Source organism: Bacillus sp. CCNWLW194, assembly GCF_037120585.1.
GTDB classification, from domain to species: Bacteria; Bacillota; Bacilli; order Bacillales; family Bacillaceae_G; genus Bacillus_A; species Bacillus_A basilensis.
Map to the genome: position 1 here is coordinate 414551 of NZ_JBBBBL010000001.1, position 20097 is coordinate 434647.

General features: G+C 38.2%; 18 protein-coding genes and 1 other annotated feature. Of the genes, 15 read left to right on the plus strand and 3 right to left on the minus strand.

The features are described 5' to 3' along the window. Positions 1–59: 59 nt before the first annotated feature. The 15 genes from divIVA to pyrE all read left to right on the plus strand — a co-directional run bounded on the left by divIVA (position 60) and on the right by pyrE (position 17498). Positions 60–566: a septum site-determining protein DivIVA gene (gene divIVA, locus V7S50_RS02360; RefSeq protein ID WP_001131611.1), complete on the plus strand. Its 507-nt coding sequence runs from the start codon at positions 60–62 to the stop codon at positions 564–566. Positions 567–617: 51 nt separating this feature from the next. Further along, positions 618–842 (plus strand) — a binding site (T-box leader). Between the two features lie 71 nt (positions 843–913). After that, positions 914–3679 carry an isoleucine--tRNA ligase gene (ileS2, locus tag V7S50_RS02365; RefSeq protein WP_060632027.1) on the plus strand — a complete coding sequence of 922 codons (2766 nt, stop codon included), beginning with the start codon at positions 914–916 and terminating at the stop codon, positions 3677–3679. Between the two features lie 154 nt (positions 3680–3833). After that, the gene (locus tag V7S50_RS02370; RefSeq protein ID WP_001004659.1) at positions 3834–4163 is read left to right on the plus strand and encodes a molecular chaperone DnaK; all 330 of its coding nucleotides are present in this window, start codon (positions 3834–3836) and stop codon (positions 4161–4163) included. A gap of 124 nt (positions 4164–4287) precedes the next feature. Then, entirely contained in the window at positions 4288–4746 is a 459-nt protein-coding gene (gene lspA, locus V7S50_RS02375; protein ID WP_063221166.1) for a lipoprotein signal peptidase LspA, read from the plus strand. A 4-nt stretch (positions 4747–4750) separates the two neighbouring features. Then, positions 4751–5659: an RluA family pseudouridine synthase gene (locus V7S50_RS02380; protein WP_063221165.1), complete on the plus strand. Its 909-nt coding sequence runs from the start codon at positions 4751–4753 to the stop codon at positions 5657–5659. A 204-nt stretch (positions 5660–5863) separates the two neighbouring features. Then, the gene (pyrR, locus tag V7S50_RS02385) at positions 5864–6406 is read left to right on the plus strand and encodes a bifunctional pyrimidine operon transcriptional regulator/uracil phosphoribosyltransferase (protein WP_242252042.1); all 543 of its coding nucleotides are present in this window, start codon (positions 5864–5866) and stop codon (positions 6404–6406) included. A gap of 146 nt (positions 6407–6552) precedes the next feature. Beyond that, positions 6553–7836, plus strand: a complete 1284-nt coding sequence (gene uraA, locus V7S50_RS02390; RefSeq protein WP_242252041.1) for a uracil permease — start codon at positions 6553–6555, stop codon at positions 7834–7836. 148 nt (positions 7837–7984) lie between these two features. Then, on the plus strand, positions 7985–8899 hold the full coding sequence (gene pyrB / locus V7S50_RS02395; RefSeq protein WP_242252040.1) for an aspartate carbamoyltransferase: 915 nt from the start codon (positions 7985–7987) through the stop codon (positions 8897–8899). Continuing rightward, the gene (pyrC, locus tag V7S50_RS02400) at positions 8883–10169 is read left to right on the plus strand and encodes a dihydroorotase (protein ID WP_242252039.1); all 1287 of its coding nucleotides are present in this window, start codon (positions 8883–8885) and stop codon (positions 10167–10169) included. The genes pyrB and pyrC overlap by 17 nt, the downstream gene beginning before the upstream one ends. Continuing rightward, entirely contained in the window at positions 10166–11263 is a 1098-nt protein-coding gene (locus V7S50_RS02405; protein ID WP_242252038.1) for a carbamoyl phosphate synthase small subunit, read from the plus strand. Before pyrC ends, V7S50_RS02405 begins: the two co-directional genes overlap by 4 nt. Beyond that, positions 11248–14466, plus strand: coding sequence for a carbamoyl-phosphate synthase large subunit (carB, locus tag V7S50_RS02410; protein ID WP_063221163.1), 3219 nt, complete (start codon positions 11248–11250; stop codon positions 14464–14466). The genes V7S50_RS02405 and carB overlap by 16 nt, the downstream gene beginning before the upstream one ends. Beyond that, positions 14463–15242 carry a dihydroorotate oxidase B electron transfer subunit gene (gene pyrK / locus V7S50_RS02415; protein WP_000983359.1) on the plus strand — a complete coding sequence of 260 codons (780 nt, stop codon included), beginning with the start codon at positions 14463–14465 and terminating at the stop codon, positions 15240–15242. The genes carB and pyrK overlap by 4 nt, the downstream gene beginning before the upstream one ends. Continuing rightward, the gene (gene pyrD, locus V7S50_RS02420; protein ID WP_242252037.1) at positions 15239–16168 is read left to right on the plus strand and encodes a dihydroorotate oxidase B catalytic subunit; all 930 of its coding nucleotides are present in this window, start codon (positions 15239–15241) and stop codon (positions 16166–16168) included. The genes pyrK and pyrD overlap by 4 nt, the downstream gene beginning before the upstream one ends. Then, a complete protein-coding gene (pyrF, locus tag V7S50_RS02425; protein WP_000083496.1) occupies positions 16153–16869 on the plus strand; it encodes an orotidine-5'-phosphate decarboxylase in 717 nt (238 codons plus the stop codon). Before pyrD ends, pyrF begins: the two co-directional genes overlap by 16 nt. After that, complete coding sequence (gene pyrE, locus V7S50_RS02430) at positions 16866–17498, plus strand: orotate phosphoribosyltransferase (RefSeq protein WP_000711449.1); 633 nt, start codon at positions 16866–16868, stop codon at positions 17496–17498. Before pyrF ends, pyrE begins: the two co-directional genes overlap by 4 nt. Positions 17499–17537: 39 nt before the next feature. On the opposite strand, the gene V7S50_RS02435 is transcribed toward pyrE, so the two are convergent. From V7S50_RS02435 to V7S50_RS02445, 3 genes are all read right to left on the minus strand, one after another. Next, on the minus strand, positions 17538–18215 hold the full coding sequence (locus V7S50_RS02435) for an HAD family hydrolase (protein WP_242252036.1): 678 nt from the start codon (positions 18213–18215) through the stop codon (positions 17538–17540). 22 nt (positions 18216–18237) lie between these two features. Then, entirely contained in the window at positions 18238–18492 is a 255-nt protein-coding gene (locus V7S50_RS02440) for a YbeF family protein (protein ID WP_242252034.1), read from the minus strand. A gap of 165 nt (positions 18493–18657) precedes the next feature. Next, the gene (locus V7S50_RS02445; RefSeq protein ID WP_242252033.1) at positions 18658–20043 is read right to left on the minus strand and encodes a hypothetical protein; all 1386 of its coding nucleotides are present in this window, start codon (positions 20041–20043) and stop codon (positions 18658–18660) included. Positions 20044–20097 lie beyond the last annotated feature (54 nt).

The window sequence follows — 20097 nt, forward strand, 5'->3', positions numbered from 1 at the left end:
TGTCGAAGAAAAGATATAATTGAAAGAGGAAATTTAGATAACTACTTGGAGGTGGCGTTGTGCCGTTAACACCATTAGATATTCATAACAAAGAATTTGGTCGCGGATTCCGTGGCTATGATGAGGATCAAGTAAATGAGTTTCTTGATCAAATTATCAAAGATTATGAATTAGTCATTCGTGAGAAGAAAGCTTTAGAAGAAAAAGTTGCGCAATTAGAAGGAAAGTTAGATCATTTTTCTAATATTGAAGATACGTTAAACAAATCTATCGTTGTTGCACAAGAAGCGGCGGAAGAAGTAAAACGTAATGCACAAAAAGAAGCAAAATTAATCGTACGTGAAGCGGAAAAGAATGCAGACCGTATTATTAACGAAGCATTAGTAAAATCAAGAAAGGTTGCTTTTGATATTGAAGAGCTGAAGAAACAAGCGAAAGTATTCCGCACTCGTTTCCGTATGTTATTAGAAACACAGCTTGAAATGTTAAACAACGATGATTGGGATAAATTAATTGAGTTAGAAGACGAAGTAGATGAGCTGTTGAAAAAAGAAGAAACAGTGTAAGCTTGACGTTTTTCTCATTATTACATATAATTTTAAACAACATATTGATTAAGAAAAACGAAGATAGGGATAAGTACCTTTTTCATACCTTATATAGCGAACTGAGGACGGTGTAAGCTCAGGATAAGGAGATAATGGGAATATCACCCTGGAGTTCCGCGCTGAACAAATAGAGTAAGCGTAGGCGTATATTCGCGTTAAGAATATAAAGAGGATTGTATACATACGTATAGGATCTACTAGGGTGGTACCGCGGGAGACTTTCTCGTCCCTTTTTGGGATGAGAAAGTCTCTTTTTTATTCCGTTTTTTAAGTCTTTCTTTTATACATGTAAGGAGGAATTGAGCATGGAGTACAAAAATACATTACTAATGCCAAAAACAGAGTTCCCAATGCGTGGGAATTTACCAAAACGTGAGCCTGCAATGCAAGAACAGTGGGCTGAAATGAATATTTATGAAAAGGTACAAGAACATACAAAAGGTCGTCCTTTATTCGTACTGCATGATGGACCTCCATATGCAAATGGTGACATTCATATGGGACATGCATTAAATAAAGTATTAAAAGACTTTATTGTTCGTTATAAATCAATGACTGGTTACTGTGCACCATATGTTCCAGGTTGGGATACGCACGGTTTACCAATTGAGCAAGCTTTAACAAATAAAGGTGTAAAGCGTAAAGAAATGACAGTTGCTGAGTTCCGTAAGTTATGTGCAGAGTATGCATATGAACAAGTAGAACGTCAACGTGAACAATTTAAGCGTTTAGGTGTACGTGCTGATTGGGATAACCCATATATTACTTTAGAGCCAGCTTATGAAGCACAACAAATTAAAGTGTTTGGTGATATGGCGAAAAAAGGTTATATCTATAAAGGGCAAAAACCAGTTTACTGGTCTCCAACGAGTGAATCAGCTTTAGCAGAAGCTGAAATTGAATACCAAGATAAAAAATCAGCATCTATTTACGTAGCATTCCCTGTTAAAGATGGAAAGAACGTATTAGAAGGTGATGAGAAATTCATTATCTGGACAACAACACCTTGGACGTTACCTGCAAACTTAGGTATTTCTGTTCACCCAGAACTTGAATACAGCATTGTAAAAGTAAATGATGAAAAGTATATTATTGCTTCTGAACTATTTGAGACAGTTGCAAAAACATTAGAGTGGGAAAATGCTGAAGTCGTGAAAACTGTAAAAGGTAGCGAACTTGAGTATACAGTTGCAAAACATCCATTCTACGATCGTGATTCATTAGTTATGCTAGGAGATCACGTAACAACAGATGCAGGTACAGGGTGTGTTCATACAGCACCAGGACACGGGGAAGATGACTTCGTTGTTGGTAAAAAATATGGATTAGAAGTACTTTGCCCAGTTGATGATAAAGGTGTATTAACAGAGGAAGCACCTGGATTTGAAGGCCTATTCTATGATAAAGCTAACAAGCCAATTACAGAAAAATTAGAAGAAGTAGGCGCGTTACTGAAACTAACATTCATTACGCATTCATACCCACATGATTGGAGAACGAAAAAACCAATTATTTTCCGTGCGACAGCTCAGTGGTTTGCATCTATTGAAGCATTCCGTAAAGAGTTATTAGAAGCTGTTGCGGAAACAAAATGGGTACCAGCATGGGGCGAAACTCGTCTTCATAACATGGTTCGTGACCGTGGTGACTGGTGTATTTCTCGTCAGCGTGCATGGGGTGTGCCAATTCCTGTATTCTATGCTGAGAATGGTGATCCAATTATTACAGATGAAACAATTAACCATGTAGCAGATTTATTCCGTGAACACGGTTCTAACGTATGGTTCGAGCGTGAAGCGAAAGATCTATTACCAGAAGGATTTACACATCCAGGTAGCCCAAATGGTGAATTCCGTAAAGAAACAGACATCATGGATGTATGGTTCGACTCAGGTTCTTCTCACCAAGCGGTATTAGAAGAGCGCGAAGACTTACAACGTCCAGCTGATTTATATTTAGAAGGATCTGACCAATATCGTGGTTGGTTTAACTCTTCATTATCAACAGCAGTTGCTGTAACAGGTAAAGCTCCATATAAAGGCGTACTAAGCCATGGTTTCGTATTAGATGGTGAAGGACGTAAAATGAGTAAGTCGATTGGAAACATCGTCGTACCGAAGAAAATTATGGATCAATTAGGCGGGGACATTTTACGCTTATGGGTATCTTCTGTTGACTATCAATCTGATGTACGTATTTCAGATGATATTTTAAAACAAGTAGCAGAAGTGTATCGTAAGATCCGTAACACATTCCGTTTCTTATTAGGAAACTTAGATGACTTTAAGCCAAGTGAAAATACAGTAGCGGTAGCTGAACTTCGTGAAGTAGATCGTTACATGTTAGTGAAATTAAATGACTTAATTACAAAAGTAAAAGAAGCATATGAAACATACGACTTCGCTGCTGTATATCATGCAATTCATAACTTCTGTACAATTGATTTAAGTTCATTCTACTTAGACTTTGCAAAAGACATTTTATACATTGAAGGTGCAAACCATGAAGATCGTCGTGCAATTCAAACGGTATTATATGATGTTCTTGTTGCATTGACAAAACTTGTAACACCAATCTTACCGCATACAGCTGACGAAGTATGGCCATATGTTCCAGGTGTAACAGAAGAAAGCGTACAATTAACTGATATGCCAGAAGCTGTACAATTAGATGGTGCGGAAGCATTGAAAACAAAATGGGATGCATTCATGACATTACGTGATGACGTATTAAAAGCGTTAGAAGTAGCACGTAATGAAAAAGTAATCGGTAAGTCATTAAATGCAAGCATTACGTTATATCCAACTGCAGAAATGAAAGCTATGCTAGAGTCTATTAGCGAAGACTTAAAGCAATTATTCATCGTTTCTGAGTATAAGCTTGGTGGTCTGATGGAAGAAGCGCCAGCAGATGCGCCTAAGTATGAACATACAGCGGTTGTTGTTGCTCAAGCAACTGGTGAAACATGTGAACGTTGTTGGGTAGTTTCAGAAACAATTGGTAAAGATGCTGAACATGAAACATTATGTGAGCGTTGTGCAACAGTTGTTAAAGAAAATTATGTAAAATAATAAAAATGACTGCACGTAAAGTGCAGTCATTTTTATGTTGATGGTATATCGAAATAACTTTCACTCTCTTTCCTATGAAGGAAAAATGTGTGAGAGGTAAGCATATAAATTTCGGACACACTAATCGTACATTGCAGCTGGGAGGAATGTACACGTGAATGAAATGTATATGGAAATAAAAGAAGAATTGCAATTGATGAGAAAAGAATTGCAAGAGAGACTAGCTAAAGAGGTCATGCACAAATATGATACAGAGTTTAGCGAAGAGCTTGGATATGAAATTAAGGAAGAGATAAAGAAAAAACTGCTATTACATGATATAAAAGAGGATTTAAAAGATGTAGAACGTGCATTATTTAAAATGGAAATAGATATGTATGGTATTTGTGAAGAAACAGGGAGAGTAATTTCGGTAAAACAAATGAAAACGATGCCGACTGCCCGTACTATCCATGAATTTTTCTATGAAAAAGTAAATGTATGAATGTGCACAACGATATTATATTACCTTTTTTTAATTTATTTTATTCTTCTATAAAGGTTCATTGTGAAAAGGTTGCAGCTATGCTAAAATTTTGAGGTACACTGTCTTTGTGGGGGAAATGAAAATGATATATTATGTAATAGCGTTATTCGTCATTGCCATCGATCAAATATCGAAATGGCTAATTGTAAAAAACATGGAATTGGGTACGAGCATTCCGATTATCGATAATGTATTATACATAACATCACATCGAAATAGAGGAGCTGCCTGGGGGATTTTAGAAAATAAAATGTGGTTCTTCTACATTATTACAGTCATTTTTGTAGTATTTATCGTATTTTATATGAAAAAATATGCAAAAACAGACAAGCTTCTAGGAATTTCATTAGGTCTAATATTAGGCGGAGCAATTGGTAACTTTATTGATCGTGTATTTAGACAAGAAGTAGTGGATTTCATTCACGTGTATATTTTCTCGTACAACTATCCAGTATTTAATATAGCTGATTCAGCATTATGTATTGGTGTTGTATTAATTATTATTCAAACATTATTAGAAGGCAAGAAAGCGAAGGAGTAATTGAATGAGTGAAGTAGTACAAGTAACAGTTGCAGAAGAGCAAAAAAATGAGCGAATTGATAAATTCGTTGCAGAAATAAACAGTGAATGGTCACGTTCACAAGTACAGCAATGGATTAAAGATGACGTTGTAACAGTTAATGGGAAATCGGTAAAAGTAAATTATAAAGTTAAAGAAAATGATGAAATTACAGTAACGATTCCTGAGCCAGAAGCGTTAGATATTCAAGCAGAAGATATGAACTTAGAAATTTATTATGAAGATGCAGATGTGCTTGTTGTAAATAAGCCACGTGGTATGGTTGTACATCCAGCACCAGGTCATACAAGTGGTACACTTGTAAATGGTCTTATGCATCATTGTACAGATTTATCAGGCATTAACGGTGTAATGCGTCCTGGTATCGTGCATCGTATTGATAAGGATACATCTGGCCTATTAATGGTTGCTAAAAATGATATGGCACACGAATCACTTGTAAATCAACTTGTAGCAAAAACAGTAACAAGACGTTACAAAGCGATTGTACACGGTGTTATCCCGCATGATAAGGGAACGATTGATGCTCCGATTGGTCGCGATAAGAAAGAGCGTCAAAGTATGACAGTTGATGAAAACGGTAAGAACGCTGTTACTCACTTCCAAGTGTTAGAGCGTTTCAAAGATTTCACACTTGTAGAATGTCGCTTAGAAACAGGACGCACGCACCAAATTCGTGTTCATATGAAATATATTGGCTATCCACTTGCAGGAGATCCAAAGTATGGACCAAAGAAAACATTAGACATGAATGGACAAGCACTTCATGCAGGTATTTTAGGATTTGACCACCCTCGTACTGGTGAATATATTCAGTTTGAGGCACCGATTCCAGAAGTGTTTGAAGATGCATTAAATATTTTACGGAAATAGTATTGACAAATCATAAGAAAACTGAGATACTGACAACAGTTAAATAATGATCCTTTAACACAGCCCCGTGAGGTTGAGAAGGTAACGGTTTGAAATACTTAGGGTATGCTGTACCCTTTTTTCAAAAGTCCTCTCGCACACGCTGAGAGGACTTTTTTTATACCATTACTCTCACGCAAGAAAAAAAGCTTGGAGGTGTAGAGCATGCAAGAGAAAGCTGTCGTTTTAGATGACCAAATGATTCGCCGCGCTTTAACACGAATTAGTCATGAAATCGTGGAACGAAATAAAGGTGTCGATAATTGTGTTCTTGTCGGAATTAAAACTCGTGGAATTTTTATTGCACAACGTTTGGCAGAACGAATTGGTCAAATTGAAGGAAAAGAAATAGAAGTTGGAGAGTTAGATATTACGTTATACCGTGATGATCTAACGCTACAATCGAAAAATGAAGAACCACTTGTAAAAGGTTCTGATATCCCTGTAGATATTACGAAGAAAAAAGTTATCCTTGTGGATGATGTATTATATACAGGCAGAACAGTTCGAGCAGCAATGGATGCTCTTATGGATTTAGGTAGACCATCACAAATCCAACTAGCAGTTCTTGTTGATAGAGGTCATCGTGAACTACCAATTCGCGCTGATTATGTAGGAAAGAACATTCCAACATCAAGTGAAGAGCGTATCGAAGTTGATTTGCAAGAGACAGATCAACAAGATCGAGTAAGCATATACGATAAGTAAAGCCCTTTTAAATGTAGTCCTGTGAGGCTGCCAAAGGGTCTTGGCTTTCATATGTCAAATTTGGCATACGAAAGTGTAGGACTCTTTGTGCACAGGCACAAAGAGTTTTTTTATTGCAAAGAATTAAACTGAAGGAGGATGTAACAATGGAACAAAAGCCAGTGTTAGATGTTAATGAAGTACCGAAACCGGGAAAATGGTTATTTTTAAGTATACAACATTTGTTCGCGATGTTTGGATCAACAGTGCTTGTTCCGTTTTTAACAGGATTGAATCCGTCAGTAGCATTAATATCAAGTGGATTAGGAACGTTAGCGTTTCTTCTTATAACGAAAGGTCAAGTACCGGCCTACCTAGGATCATCATTCGCCTTTATCGCACCGATTATTACAGCGAAAACAGCAGGGGGACCTGGAGCAGCAATGCTCGGTGGTTTGCTAGCAGGACTTGTGTACATCTTAATCTCACTCGGAATTAAGAAATCAGGATCAGAGTGGATTATGAAATTACTTCCGCCAATCGTAGTTGGTCCAGTAGTAATGGTAATCGGTCTAGCTTTAGCACATACAGCAGTGAACATGGCGATGAACGGTGCGGATGGCAAATATAGCTTTACACACTTTTCAGTAGCATTAGTAACATTAGCAATTACAATTATATGCTCGATATTCGGAAGAGGATTTTTCAGTATCATACCAGTGTTACTTGGCATTATCGGCGGATATATCTTCGCTTACTTCCAAGGGCTAGTAGACTTAAAGCCGGTAGCTGAGGCGAAATGGTTTGTTGTACCAGATTTCACAGTACCATTTGTAACATACACACCAGAGTTTTCATGGAAGATTGTACTCTTGATGGTACCAGTTGCACTAGTAACAATTTCAGAACATATCGGACATCAAATTGTACTAGGAAATGTTATTAAAAGAGATTTAATTGAAAAACCAGGTTTACACCGTTCAATCTTCGGTGATGGGATAGCAACATTAATCGCATCACTAATCGGTGGGCCACCGAATACAACGTATGGTGAAAACATCGGTGTGCTAGCAATTACGAGAGCGTACAGTGTATACTTATTCATCGGTTCAGCAGTATTCGCAATCATGTTCGGATTTATCGGTAAGATTTCTGCACTGATTCATTCGATCCCAACACCAGTTATGGGTGGTGTATCAATCTTACTATTCGGTGTAATCGCATCAAGCGGATTACGCATGATGGTAGACGATAAAACAGATTTAAGTGACAAACGAAACTTAATGATTGCATCAGTAATACTAGTAATCGGTATTGGTGGAGCGGTACTTCACGTAGGGGAATCATTCCAAGTAGAAGGAATGGCACTAGCAGCAATTGTAGGTGTGCTGTTAAATCTACTACTACCGGAAACAAAACAAATAAACCAATCTAAGCAGATTGCTTCATAATAATAACCTTTTAATTCAGTCCTGTGAGACTGGAAAGGGTGGCTTCTTTCTTGCACCCTAGTCTCACATGACTAGGGTATTTTTATGCAAAGGTTGTTATAAAAATACAAAAGTGGTAACATAAAAACCAGAAAGATGAGGGATGACGATGAGCCATTTGTTAACGATGAGCGAATTATCGGAAGTGGAAATTTCAGAAATCCTAAAAGACGCAGAAGATTTCGCGAATGGGAAAGAGAGCAAAACGACAGAGCAAACTTTTGTTGCGAACTTGTTCTTTGAGAATAGTACGAGAACGAGATTTAGCTTTGAAGTTGCTGAGAAGAGATTAGGACTTGATGTTTTAAACTTTTCAGCTGATGCATCTAGCGTACAAAAAGGAGAAACTTTATACGATACGATAAGAACACTAGAATCAATCGGAACAAAAGCAGTGGTCATCCGTCACGAGCAAGATCGCTACTTCGATGAACTAAAAGAACAGGTGAATATTCCAATCTTAAACGCTGGAGATGGATGTGGAAACCACCCAACACAGTGCCTACTCGACCTTCTTACAATTAAACAAGAGTTTGGAAGATTTGAAGGTTTGAAGATTGCAATAGTAGGAGATGTTCGTCATAGCCGAGTAGCACGTTCTAATGCAGAAGCATTAACGAAGCTGGGTGCAACAATTTACTTTGCAAGTCCAGAAGAGTGGAAAGATGAAGACAACACATTTGGAACATACAAACCATTAGATGAACTTGTTCCAGAAGTGGATGTAATGATGTTACTTCGTGTACAACATGAGCGTCATGATCATTATGAAACAGACATTATGAAAGAGTATCATGAGAACCACGGATTAACAGTGGAAAGAGAAAATCGTATGAAAGAAGGAAGCATTATTATGCATCCAGCTCCTGTAAACCGTGATGTTGAAATTGCAAGTGAACTTGTTGAGTGTGAGCGTTCACGCATATTTAAACAAATGGAAAATGGAGTTTACGTAAGAATGGCTGTACTAAAACGCGCCTTACCAAATGTATTAGGAGGAATGAAACATGAATTATTTGTTTAAAAATGGTCGTTATATGAATGAAGAAGGAAAAATCGTAGCAACGGATCTTCTCGTACAAGACGGTAAAATCGCTAAGGTAGCAGAAAATATTACGGCAGATAATGCTGAAGTAATCGATGTGAACGGAAAGTTAATCGCACCTGGATTAGTAGATGTACACGTACACCTTCGTGAACCAGGTGGTGAACATAAAGAAACAATTGAAACAGGTACACTAGCAGCGGCAAAAGGTGGATTCACTACAATTTGTGCAATGCCAAATACACGCCCAGTACCAGATTGCAGAGAACATATGGAAGACTTGCAAAATCGTATTAAAGAAAAAGCGCATGTCAACGTACTACCATATGGAGCAATTACAGTACGTCAAGCGGGTTCTGAAATGACAGATTTCGAAACGTTAAAAGAACTTGGAGCATTTGCTTTCACAGATGACGGTGTAGGCGTACAAGATGCTAGCATGATGTTAGCTGCTATGAAGCGTGCAGCGAAATTAAATATGGCAGTAGTTGCGCACTGTGAAGAGAATACTCTTATTAATAAAGGTTGTGTACATGAAGGGAAGTTTTCTGAGAAACACGGATTAAACGGTATCCCATCAGTATGTGAATCTGTACATATTGCAAGGGATATACTGCTTGCTGAAGCGGCAGATTGTCACTATCACGTATGTCACGTAAGTACAAAAGGATCAGTACGTGTAATTCGTGATGCGAAACGCGCTGGAATTAAAGTAACTGCAGAGGTAACACCTCATCACCTAGTGTTATGTGAAGATGATATCCCATCAGCTGATCCTAACTTTAAAATGAACCCACCGCTTCGTGGAAAAGAAGATCACGCAGCACTAATTGAAGGTTTATTAGATGGCACGATCGATATGATCGCAACAGATCATGCACCGCATACAGCAGAAGAGAAAGCACAAGGAATTGAAAGAGCACCATTCGGAATTACTGGTTTTGAAACAGCATTCCCACTTCTTTACACAAACCTTGTGAAAAAAGGAATCATTACACTAGAGCAGTTAATTCAATTCTTAACAGAAAAGCCAGCTGATACATTTGGTTTAGAAGCAGGTCGCCTGAAAGAAGGTAGAACAGCTGATATTACAATCATTGATTTAGAACAAGAAGAAGAGATTGACCCAGCAACATTCCTATCAAAAGGAAAAAATACACCATTCGCAGGTTGGAAATGCCAAGGATGGCCGGTAATGACAATCGTTGGTGGTAAGATCGCATGGCAAAAGGAGAGTGCATTAGTATGAAAAGACAACTTATCTTAGAAGATGGAACAGTATTAATTGGAAAAGGTTTCGGAGGAGCAATTGAAAAGTCAGGTGAGGTTGTATTCACAACAGGAATGACTGGATATCAAGAAACATTATCTGATCCATCATATTGCGGTCAAATCGTAACATTCACGTACCCATTAATCGGAAACTACGGCATTAACCGTGACGATTTTGAATCGATTCACCCATCTGTAAATGGTTTAATCGTAAACGAAATTTGTGATCACCCATCAAACTTCCGTAATGAAATTTCGTTAAATGATTACTTAAAAGAAAGAAACATCCCAGGCTTAGCAGGAATTGATACAAGAAAATTAACGAGAAAAATTCGTCAATACGGTACATTACGTGGACGTCTATGTAACATGGATGCAGATGTAGAATACATCGTGAGCCAATTAAAAGCGACAGTATTTACAGATCACGTGAAACGCGTATCAACGAAAGATCCATACCCAAGCCCAGGCCGTGGACATCGCGTTGTACTTGTAGACTTTGGAATGAAACATGGTATTTTACGAGAATTAAATAAACGTGACTGCGATGTAATTGTAGTACCTTACAATACAACAGCAGAAGAGATTTTACGCCTTAGCCCAGATGGAATCATGTTAAGTAACGGACCTGGAGATCCAAAAGATGTACCAGAAGCGATTGAAATGTTAAAAGACATTATCGGTAAAGTTCCTTTATTCGGAATTTGCTTAGGACATCAACTATTCGCTCTAGCATCTGGTGCGAATACAAGTAAGTTAAAATTTGGTCACCGTGGTTTAAACCATCCAGTAAAACATCTTGCAACTGGAAAAGTAGCAATTACATCTCAAAACCATGGTTATGCAGTAGAAGAAGAATCAGTTAAAAATACAGAACTTGAAATTACACATGTCGCTTTAAATGATGGAACAGTAGAAGGTCTTCGTCATACGAAGTTCCCAGCATTTACAGTACAGTATCATCCAGAAGCTTCAGCAGGACCAGAAGATGCAAATGATTTATTCGAAGATTTCTTAGAAATGATTGAAAACTTCAAGAAAGAAGGGGAAGAGTTATGCCAAAACGCCTAGACATTAACACAATTTTAGTAATCGGATCAGGACCAATTGTAATTGGGCAAGCAGCAGAGTTTGATTACTCTGGTACACAAGCTTGTCAATCTCTTAGAGAAGAAGGTTACAAAGTAATCCTTGTTAACTCTAACCCAGCAACAATTATGACAGATACTGCAACAGCAGATAAAGTATATATAGAACCATTAACACTAGAATTCGTAAGCCGTATCATTCGTAAAGAACGTCCAGATGCAATCCTGCCAACATTAGGTGGTCAAACAGGTTTAAATATGGCTGTCGAACTTGCGAAATCAGGCATACTTGAAGAATGTGGAGTTGAAATTTTAGGAACAAAATTATCAGCAATTGAGCAAGCAGAAGATCGTGATTTATTCCGTACATTAATGCAGGAATTAAATGAACCAATTCCATCTAGTACCATTATTCATACGCTAGAAGAAGCACATGAATTTGTAAAAGAAATTGGTTATCCAGTTATTGTTCGCCCAGCATTTACAATGGGTGGAACAGGTGGCGGAATCTGTAGTAATGAAGAAGAATTAATTGAAATTGTATCAGGTGGTTTAAAACATAGTCCAGTGACACAATGTTTATTAGAGAAAAGTATTGCTGGCTGTAAGGAAATTGAATATGAAGTAATGCGTGACTCGAATGATAATGCGATTGTAGTATGTAATATGGAAAATATCGATCCAGTTGGGGTTCATACAGGTGATTCTATCGTTGTAGCGCCGAGCCAAACGTTAAGTGACCGTGAGTATCAAATGTTACGGAACACTTCATTACGAATTATTCGTGCATTAGGAATTGAAGGTGGATGTAACGTTCAGCTTGCACTGGATCCACATAGCTTCCAGTACTATGTAATCGAAGTAAACCCACGTGTAAGTCGTTCATCTGCACTAGCATCTAAAGCAACTGGTTATCCAATTGCGAAATTAGCAGCGAAAATTGCAGTAGGCTTAACGTTAGATGAAATTATAAACCCAGTAACACAAAAAACATACGCTTGCTTCGAGCCAGCATTAGACTATGTTGTTTCAAAAATACCACGCTGGCCATTTGATAAGTTTGAATCAGCAAACAGAACACTTGGTACGCAAATGAAGGCAACTGGTGAAGTTATGTCAATCGGACGTAACTTAGAACAGTCATTATTAAAAGCGGTTCGTTCTTTAGAACTTGGTGTTTATCACTTAGAATTAGAGCATTTAAAAGAACTTGATAAAGAAACAATGAAAAAACGTATTATAAAAGCTGATGATGAGCGACTGTTTATTGTAGCAGAAGCAATTCGTCAAGGTGTAACGAAAGAAGAAATTAACGATTGGTGTGAAATGGACTTCTTCTTCTTACAAAAAGTTGAAAACATCGTAAATATGGAACGTGAAGTAAAAGCGAATGTAGGAAATATGGAAGTACTACAAACTGCGAAAGAAATGGGCTTCAGCGATCACTACATTGCAGCAGCTTGGAACAAAACAGAGCGTGAAATTTACGATATGCGTAAAGAAAGCAATATCACTCCTGTTTATAAAATGGTAGATACTTGTGCGGCAGAGTTTGAATCTGCAACACCATACTACTACAGCACATATGGTGACGAGAATGAATCGGTTAGAACAGATCGTAAGAGTGTTGTTGTACTAGGGTCTGGTCCAATCCGTATCGGTCAAGGGGTTGAGTTTGACTACGCAACAGTTCACTCTGTATGGGCAATTAAAGAAGCTGGCTATGAGGCAATCATTGTTAATAACAATCCAGAAACAGTTTCAACAGACTTCAGTATTTCTGATAAATTATACTTTGAACCATTAACAATCGAAGATGTAATGCACATTATCGATTTAGAAAAGCCAGAAGGTGTTATCGTCCAATTCGGTGGACAAACGGCAATTAACTTAGCTGCTAAATTAGAGGCTCATGGTGTGAAAATCTTAGGAACATCACTTGAAGATTTAGACCGTGCAGAAGATCGTGATAAGTTTGAGGCAGCTCTAACACAGCTTGGTATCCCGCAACCAGTTGGTAAAACGGCAACGACTGTAGAGCAAGCGGTAGCAATCGCTGACAAAATTGGTTATCCAGTATTAGTAAGACCATCTTACGTACTAGGTGGACGTGCGATGGAAATCGTATATCGTCAAGAAGAACTGCTGCACTACATGAAAAATGCGGTTAAAGTTCACGCTGATCACCCAGTATTAATCGACCGATACATGGTTGGTAAAGAAATTGAAGTAGATGCAATTTCAGACGGTGAGAATGTATTCATTCCAGGTATTATGGAACATATTGAACGCGCTGGAGTTCACTCTGGTGACTCAATCGGAGTATATCCACCACAAAGCTTATCTGCAAAACTGAAAGAACAAATTATTGAGCATACAATTGCACTTGGAAAAGGTTTAAACATTGTTGGATTACTAAACATTCAGTTTGTAGTATTCAAAGATGAAGTGTATGTAATTGAAGTAAATCCACGTGCGAGCCGTACAGTACCATTCTTAAGTAAAATTACAGGCGTACCGATGGCGAATGTTGCAACGAAAGTTATTTTAGGTCAAGATCTTGTAGAACAAGGATATGGAACTGGTTATCACCCAGAAGAGAAAGAAGTGTATGTAAAAGCACCGGTATTCTCATTTGCGAAGCTACGTTCGGTTGATACAACATTAGGACCTGAAATGAAATCAACAGGGGAAGTAATGGGGAAAGACTTAACACTTGAAAAAGCATTATACAAAGGGTTAGTTGCTTCAGGAATTAACATCCCAACGCACGGATCAGTAATCATCACTGTAGCGGATAAAGATAAAGAAGAAGCAATGGAAATTGCAAAACGTTTCCACGAAATCGGCTATAACTTATTAGCAACAGCTGGAACAGCACAATCGTTAGCAGAGCAAAACATTCCAGTGCAAGTTGTTAATAAAATTGATTCTGAAGAATACAACTTACTTGATATTATCCGTCAAGGAAAAGCACAGTTTGTAATCAATACATTAACAAAAGGCAAACAACCAGCGCGTGATGGTTTCCGCATTCGCCGTGAATCAGTAGAAAATGGTGTGGCTTGCTTAACATCACTTGATACAACGAGAGCAATCTTACGAGTATTAGAATCTATGACATTCTCAGCTCATTCAATGAAAGAAATTACGCAAACAAAGCGTCACGAGGTGGTACATGCATGATGCAAAAGCAAAATATGATCGTCGTTAATCAAAAAGAAATCGCAAAAAACATTTACGAATTAGTGCTTCAAGGAACTTTAGTACAGCAAATGAACGAACCAGGGCAGTTTGTGCACATTAAGGTAGCAGAGGGCATTGCGCCCCTTCTGCGCCGCCCGATTAGTATTTGTAATGTAGATCAAGAGAAGAACGAATTTACAATGCTATATCGTGCAGAAGGACAAGGGACAAAAACATTAGCAACTAGAAAACAAGGTGAAATGGTAGACGTACTAGGACCATTAGGACACGGTTTTCCTGTAGAAGAAGCAGAAGCTGGTCAAACAGCTTTACTAGTAGGCGGGGGAATTGGTGTACCACCACTTTATGAATTATCACAGCGCCTCGTTGCAAAAGGTGTACGCGTAATTCACATCTTAGGTTTTCAAACGAAAGATGTTGTTTTCTATGAAGAAAAATTTGCAGAACTTGGTGATACGTACGTTGCGACAGTAGACGGTACACACGGTACAAAAGGATTTGTCACAGATGTAATTGATAATTACGGAATTGACTTTGATATTCTTTATTCATGTGGTCCGTTAGCGATGCTTCGTGCATTAGAAGGACGTTACAAAGAGAAAAAAGCCTATATTTCATTAGAAGAACGTATGGGCTGTGGTATTGGAGCTTGTTTCGCATGTGTATGCCACTTACAAGAAGATCCAAGTGGACATTCTTACAAGAAGGTGTGTAGCGACGGACCAGTATTTCCAATCGGGGAGGTTGTACTATGAACAGATTGCAAGTTGAATTACCAGGATTATCATTAAAAAATCCAATTATACCGGCATCTGGATGCTTTGGATTTGGTCGTGAATATGCACAGTTTTACGATTTAAGTGTACTAGGATCAATCATGATCAAAGCGACGACAGAACAACCACGCTATGGAAATCCGACGCCTCGTGTTGCTGAAACACCGGGCGGCATGTTAAATGCAATCGGACTTCAAAACCCAGGATTAGAAAAAGTAATGAATTCTGAATTACCTTTTCTCGAACAATTTGATCTTCCAATCATTGCGAACGTTGCAGGCTCACAAGCTGAGGATTACGTGGCGGTTGCAAAGGAAATTTCTAAAGCGCCTAATGTCCATGCGCTAGAATTAAACATTTCTTGTCCGAACGTAAAAACAGGTGGTATCGCCTTTGGTACAAATCCTGAAATTGCTGCTGATTTAACGAAGCGAGTAAAAGAGGTTTCTGAAGTACCTGTATATGTGAAGTTGTCACCGAACGTGGCAAACATTGTGGAAATTGCAAAAGCGATTGAAAATGCAGGTGCAGATGGTTTAACGATGATTAATACATTGCTTGGTATGCGTCTAGATTTAAAAACAGCTAAACCAATTTTAGCAAACCGTACAGGCGGATTATCAGGTCCTGCGATTAAGCCAGTAGCAATTCGTATGGTACATGAAGTAAGCCAAGCGGTTAACATTCCAATTATCGGAATGGGTGGTATTGAAACAGCGGAAGATGTAATTGAATTCTTCTACGCTGGCGCAAGCGCAGTTGCAGTTGGTACAGCGAACTTTATCGATCCGTTCGTATGTCCGACAATTATTAAAGAGTTACCAGCATTACTAGATGAATTAGGATTTGATCACATTTCGGAATGTCAAGGAAGGAGCTGGAAGCAAACATGTCACAGTCGTTAATCGTTGCACTAGATTTTCCGGGGAAACAAGATGTAGAACAATTCTTGCGCCACTTTGAAGGGGAAGAGTTATTTGTCAAAGTTGGTATGGAGTTATTTTACAAAGAAGGCCCTGCGATTATTACGTACTTAAAAGAAAAAGGGCATAAGATCTTTCTAGATTTAAAACTTCATGATATTCCAAATACGGTAAAAAGCGCTATGCGTAGCCTAGCTAGTCTAGATGTTGATATGGTAAATGTTCATGCTGCTGGGGGAAGCAGTATGATGAAAGCTGCGATTGAGGGATTAGAGGAAGGTAAGCAAGAAGGAAAAGAGAGACCGATTTGTATTGCAGTTACACAACTAACAAGCACTTCGGAAGCTATGATGAAAAAAGAGATCGGCATTGAGAAAACGTTAGAAGAAGCGGTTGCTCATTATGCAAAATTAACGAAAGAAAGTGGACTGGATGGCGTTGTTTGCTCAACGCTTGAAGTTCCAAAATTACGTGAAGTATGCGGAAATGAATTTGTAACAGTAACACCGGGGATTCGTCTTGCAAGCGATGATGTAAATGATCAGGTGCGCGTAGCAACACCGAAACGTGCGAGGGAACTTGGCTCAAGCTACATCGTAGTTGGACGTAGTATTACAAAAGCAGAAAATCCGCTTGAAGCGTATAAAACAGTAAAACAACAGTGGGAAGGTGTAACAGTATGAAAAAAGAAATCGCATCGCATTTATTAGAAATTGGAGCAGTATTTTTACAACCGAATGATCCATTCACATGGTCTTCAGGTATGAAATCACCAATTTATTGTGATAACCGTTTAACTTTATCCTATCCAAAAGTACGTCAAGCGATTGCAGCTGGATTAGAAGAGTTAATTAAAGAGCACTTCCCAACTGTAGAAGTTATTGCAGGAACAGCAACAGCTGGTATTGCGCACGCTGCATGGGTAAGCGATCGTATGGATTTACCAATGTGCTACGTACGTAGTAAAGCAAAAGGTCACGGTAAAGGGAACCAAATCGAAGGAAAAGCTGAAAAAGGTCAAAAAGTAGTAGTAGTAGAAGACTTAATTTCAACTGGCGGTAGTGCAATTACATGTGTAGAAGCACTTCGCGAAGCTGGCTGTGAAGTATTAGGAATCGTATCAATCTTCACATACGAGCTTGAAGCAGGAAAAGAAAAACTAGAAGCAGCGAACGTAGCATCATATTCTTTAAGTGATTACAGTGCATTAACTGAAGTTGCAGCAGAAAAAGGTATGATCGGACAAGCTGAAACGAAAAAATTACAAGAGTGGCGTAAAAATCCAGCTAATGAAGCTTGGATCACAGCGTAACACGAAAAAAGACGACCGCGGGGGAACGTGGTCGTCTTTTTATATCATTGTTATAATTTCATGTAACGAACAGATAGTAGGAACATCACATTTGAGTTGCAAGTTATCCCGATTTAACCATATCCCTTGCATTCCAGCTGCTGTACTACTAATTGCATCTGTTTCTAATCGATCACCAATATAATAGCAATCTTTCATTTCAAGATTCAATTGTAATACAGTTCTTTGAAAAATTTCAGGGTCTGGTTTCGATACACCAATTTCACTAGAAGTAGATATGTAATTGAAATATTGTAGAATGTTTTGAGCAGTTAATTTTTCGACTTGTTGTTCATAGTCACCATTACTAATGATACCTAATGAGTGCCCTTCTTGCTTTAAGGTCTGTAATGTATAGTGTACATCTTCAAACGCGGCCCAGTTGTTCTTATATAGTTCTATATATTGATTGAATCTGTGCTGAGACTCCTCGGGTGATAAGTTTATTCCATATGTTTTAAATAAATGGTATATTCGCATCCCTTGTTGTTCTTGAAAAGATAATTCCTTGGATAAAAATTTGTTGAAATATTCTTCGGATAATTCATGCCAGACTTTCGTGGCCTCTAATTCATTACCTGAAAAAATAGTACTATATACTTGAAAGAAATCTATAATACCATTTCTTTCAGCGGCCTCATAATCAAGTAAAGTTCCATCGACATCAAAGAAAATCATATGACAATCTCCTCGTTAATAGCTATTTAGCGTTTTCCACAACCTCATATCCTCTCACAAACAAGAGCGTCATGTAAGAAACGATAAATGAGAAGATGCTATACATGCCAACCCAAAAGAAAAATTTTGGAGTAAAGGCGATAACACCTATTATTAAAAAACTAGCAAACGTTACAACCGGCATTACGTAATACGTTTTCGTTCTACGTGTTCCGATAACAGAAACGATAAAGATAAGTAATGGACAAATTAATAAGACGAAAATCAATTCATTCATAGGTATGTCCCCTTTTCTAATTGCAGTAATCTGTTCTCGTAAACGTTTTGAAATAAATACTCTCCTAATATAACTTCGCTAAGTAATAACGAATCCCTCTTGAAAACGAGTAATTCATGATGAATTTTACAAGAAAAAACGTAAGAAAGAGAATACTTGCCTACGTTATAGAATAAACATCGCAACGATCGTGGTGACAATTAAGCCAATCACAACTGGTAAAAAGTTTCGGCGTGCAAGTTCAAATGGATCTACCTTGCAAATGGCAGCAGCAGGAATAAGCGCCCAAGGGATTAACGTCCCGCCCCCGGTCCATATTGCTGCAATTTGCCCGAGTGCTGTTAATGTAGCTGTTCCATGACCGAGTGCTGTGCCGAAAAGATTTGCAATTGAACCAGCAAGTGATATACCTGAAAAACCAGATCCATCTAAGCCGGTAATGACACCAACAATAGTTAATGTCCCTGCCGATACATATTGATTTAAAGGAACAGTTTGAGATAAGGCGATTCCTAAGTCGTTAATGATTCCGTGGGAACCTTTCGGTAAATAGTCCCCGATAATTTTCACAAAGCCGCTATCTCCTAAATAAAAAAGTGCAGCAATTGGAATAACAGGTCCGAAAATTTTAAATCCAAATTGAAGCCCTTCTATGAAATAATCGGTCGTTTTATTTAATCCATTTCCTTTGTAGGCGATGAGAGAAATAATGATAATCATAATAACAGTCGTTCCACCGATAAGTGCAGTTGCATCGCTTCCTTGTAGTTTAAATTGAATCATACAAAGAATATCAAGGGTATATATGATAGGGATACATATGGCGAGCCATTTCTTTATGTGAGGAGATAATAAAATAGTAGTTTTAGACGGTTCAGTTGATGAAGAGGAATCTTGCAAGGATAGTCCTGTATGAAATTCTTTTCGTAAGAAGAAAAATGCGACGGAAGTTGTCACAATGCCCATAACAATTACGAGCGGAACACTGGCAGAAACAACGCTAGAAACAGGAAGACCAGCAGCGTCTGCGGTTAATTTTGGTGCGCCTTGTATAACGAAGTCGCCGGATAAAGCAATCCCATGACCGAATAAGTTCATAGCAATTGCCACTCCAATTGGCGGAAGACCGACGCGTACAGCGATCGGTAATAAAATAGCTCCCATTAAGGCGACAGCTGGAGAAGGCCAAAAGAAGAAAGAAATTGTCATCATTAAAAGGCCGATAATCCAGTAGGCGAGGGTAGGTGTACGAATCATCTTTGTAAATGGTGAAATCATCGTATCATTTATGCCGGTATGAACGAGTAGATTGCTCATGGATACGATAATGGAGATGATTAATATAGTTGGTAATAGCTCAGTGATGGCGTAAATGAAACTTTGAAAAATACCGCTAATAGCAAGAGGGATAGAGCTTGTAGCGGTTAATGCTAATAAAAAGATAAAAACGATACAAATAATAGTCGTATCTTTTCGGAGAATAAAAAAGGTAATAATAGTGAGTAAACAAAGAATATAGAGAGCGTGCAACAGCGTTAATTCAACTCCCATAACATTCACATCCTTTAGGCATTCGTGTAGTTTATTGTATGAAAGCAGTGAAAG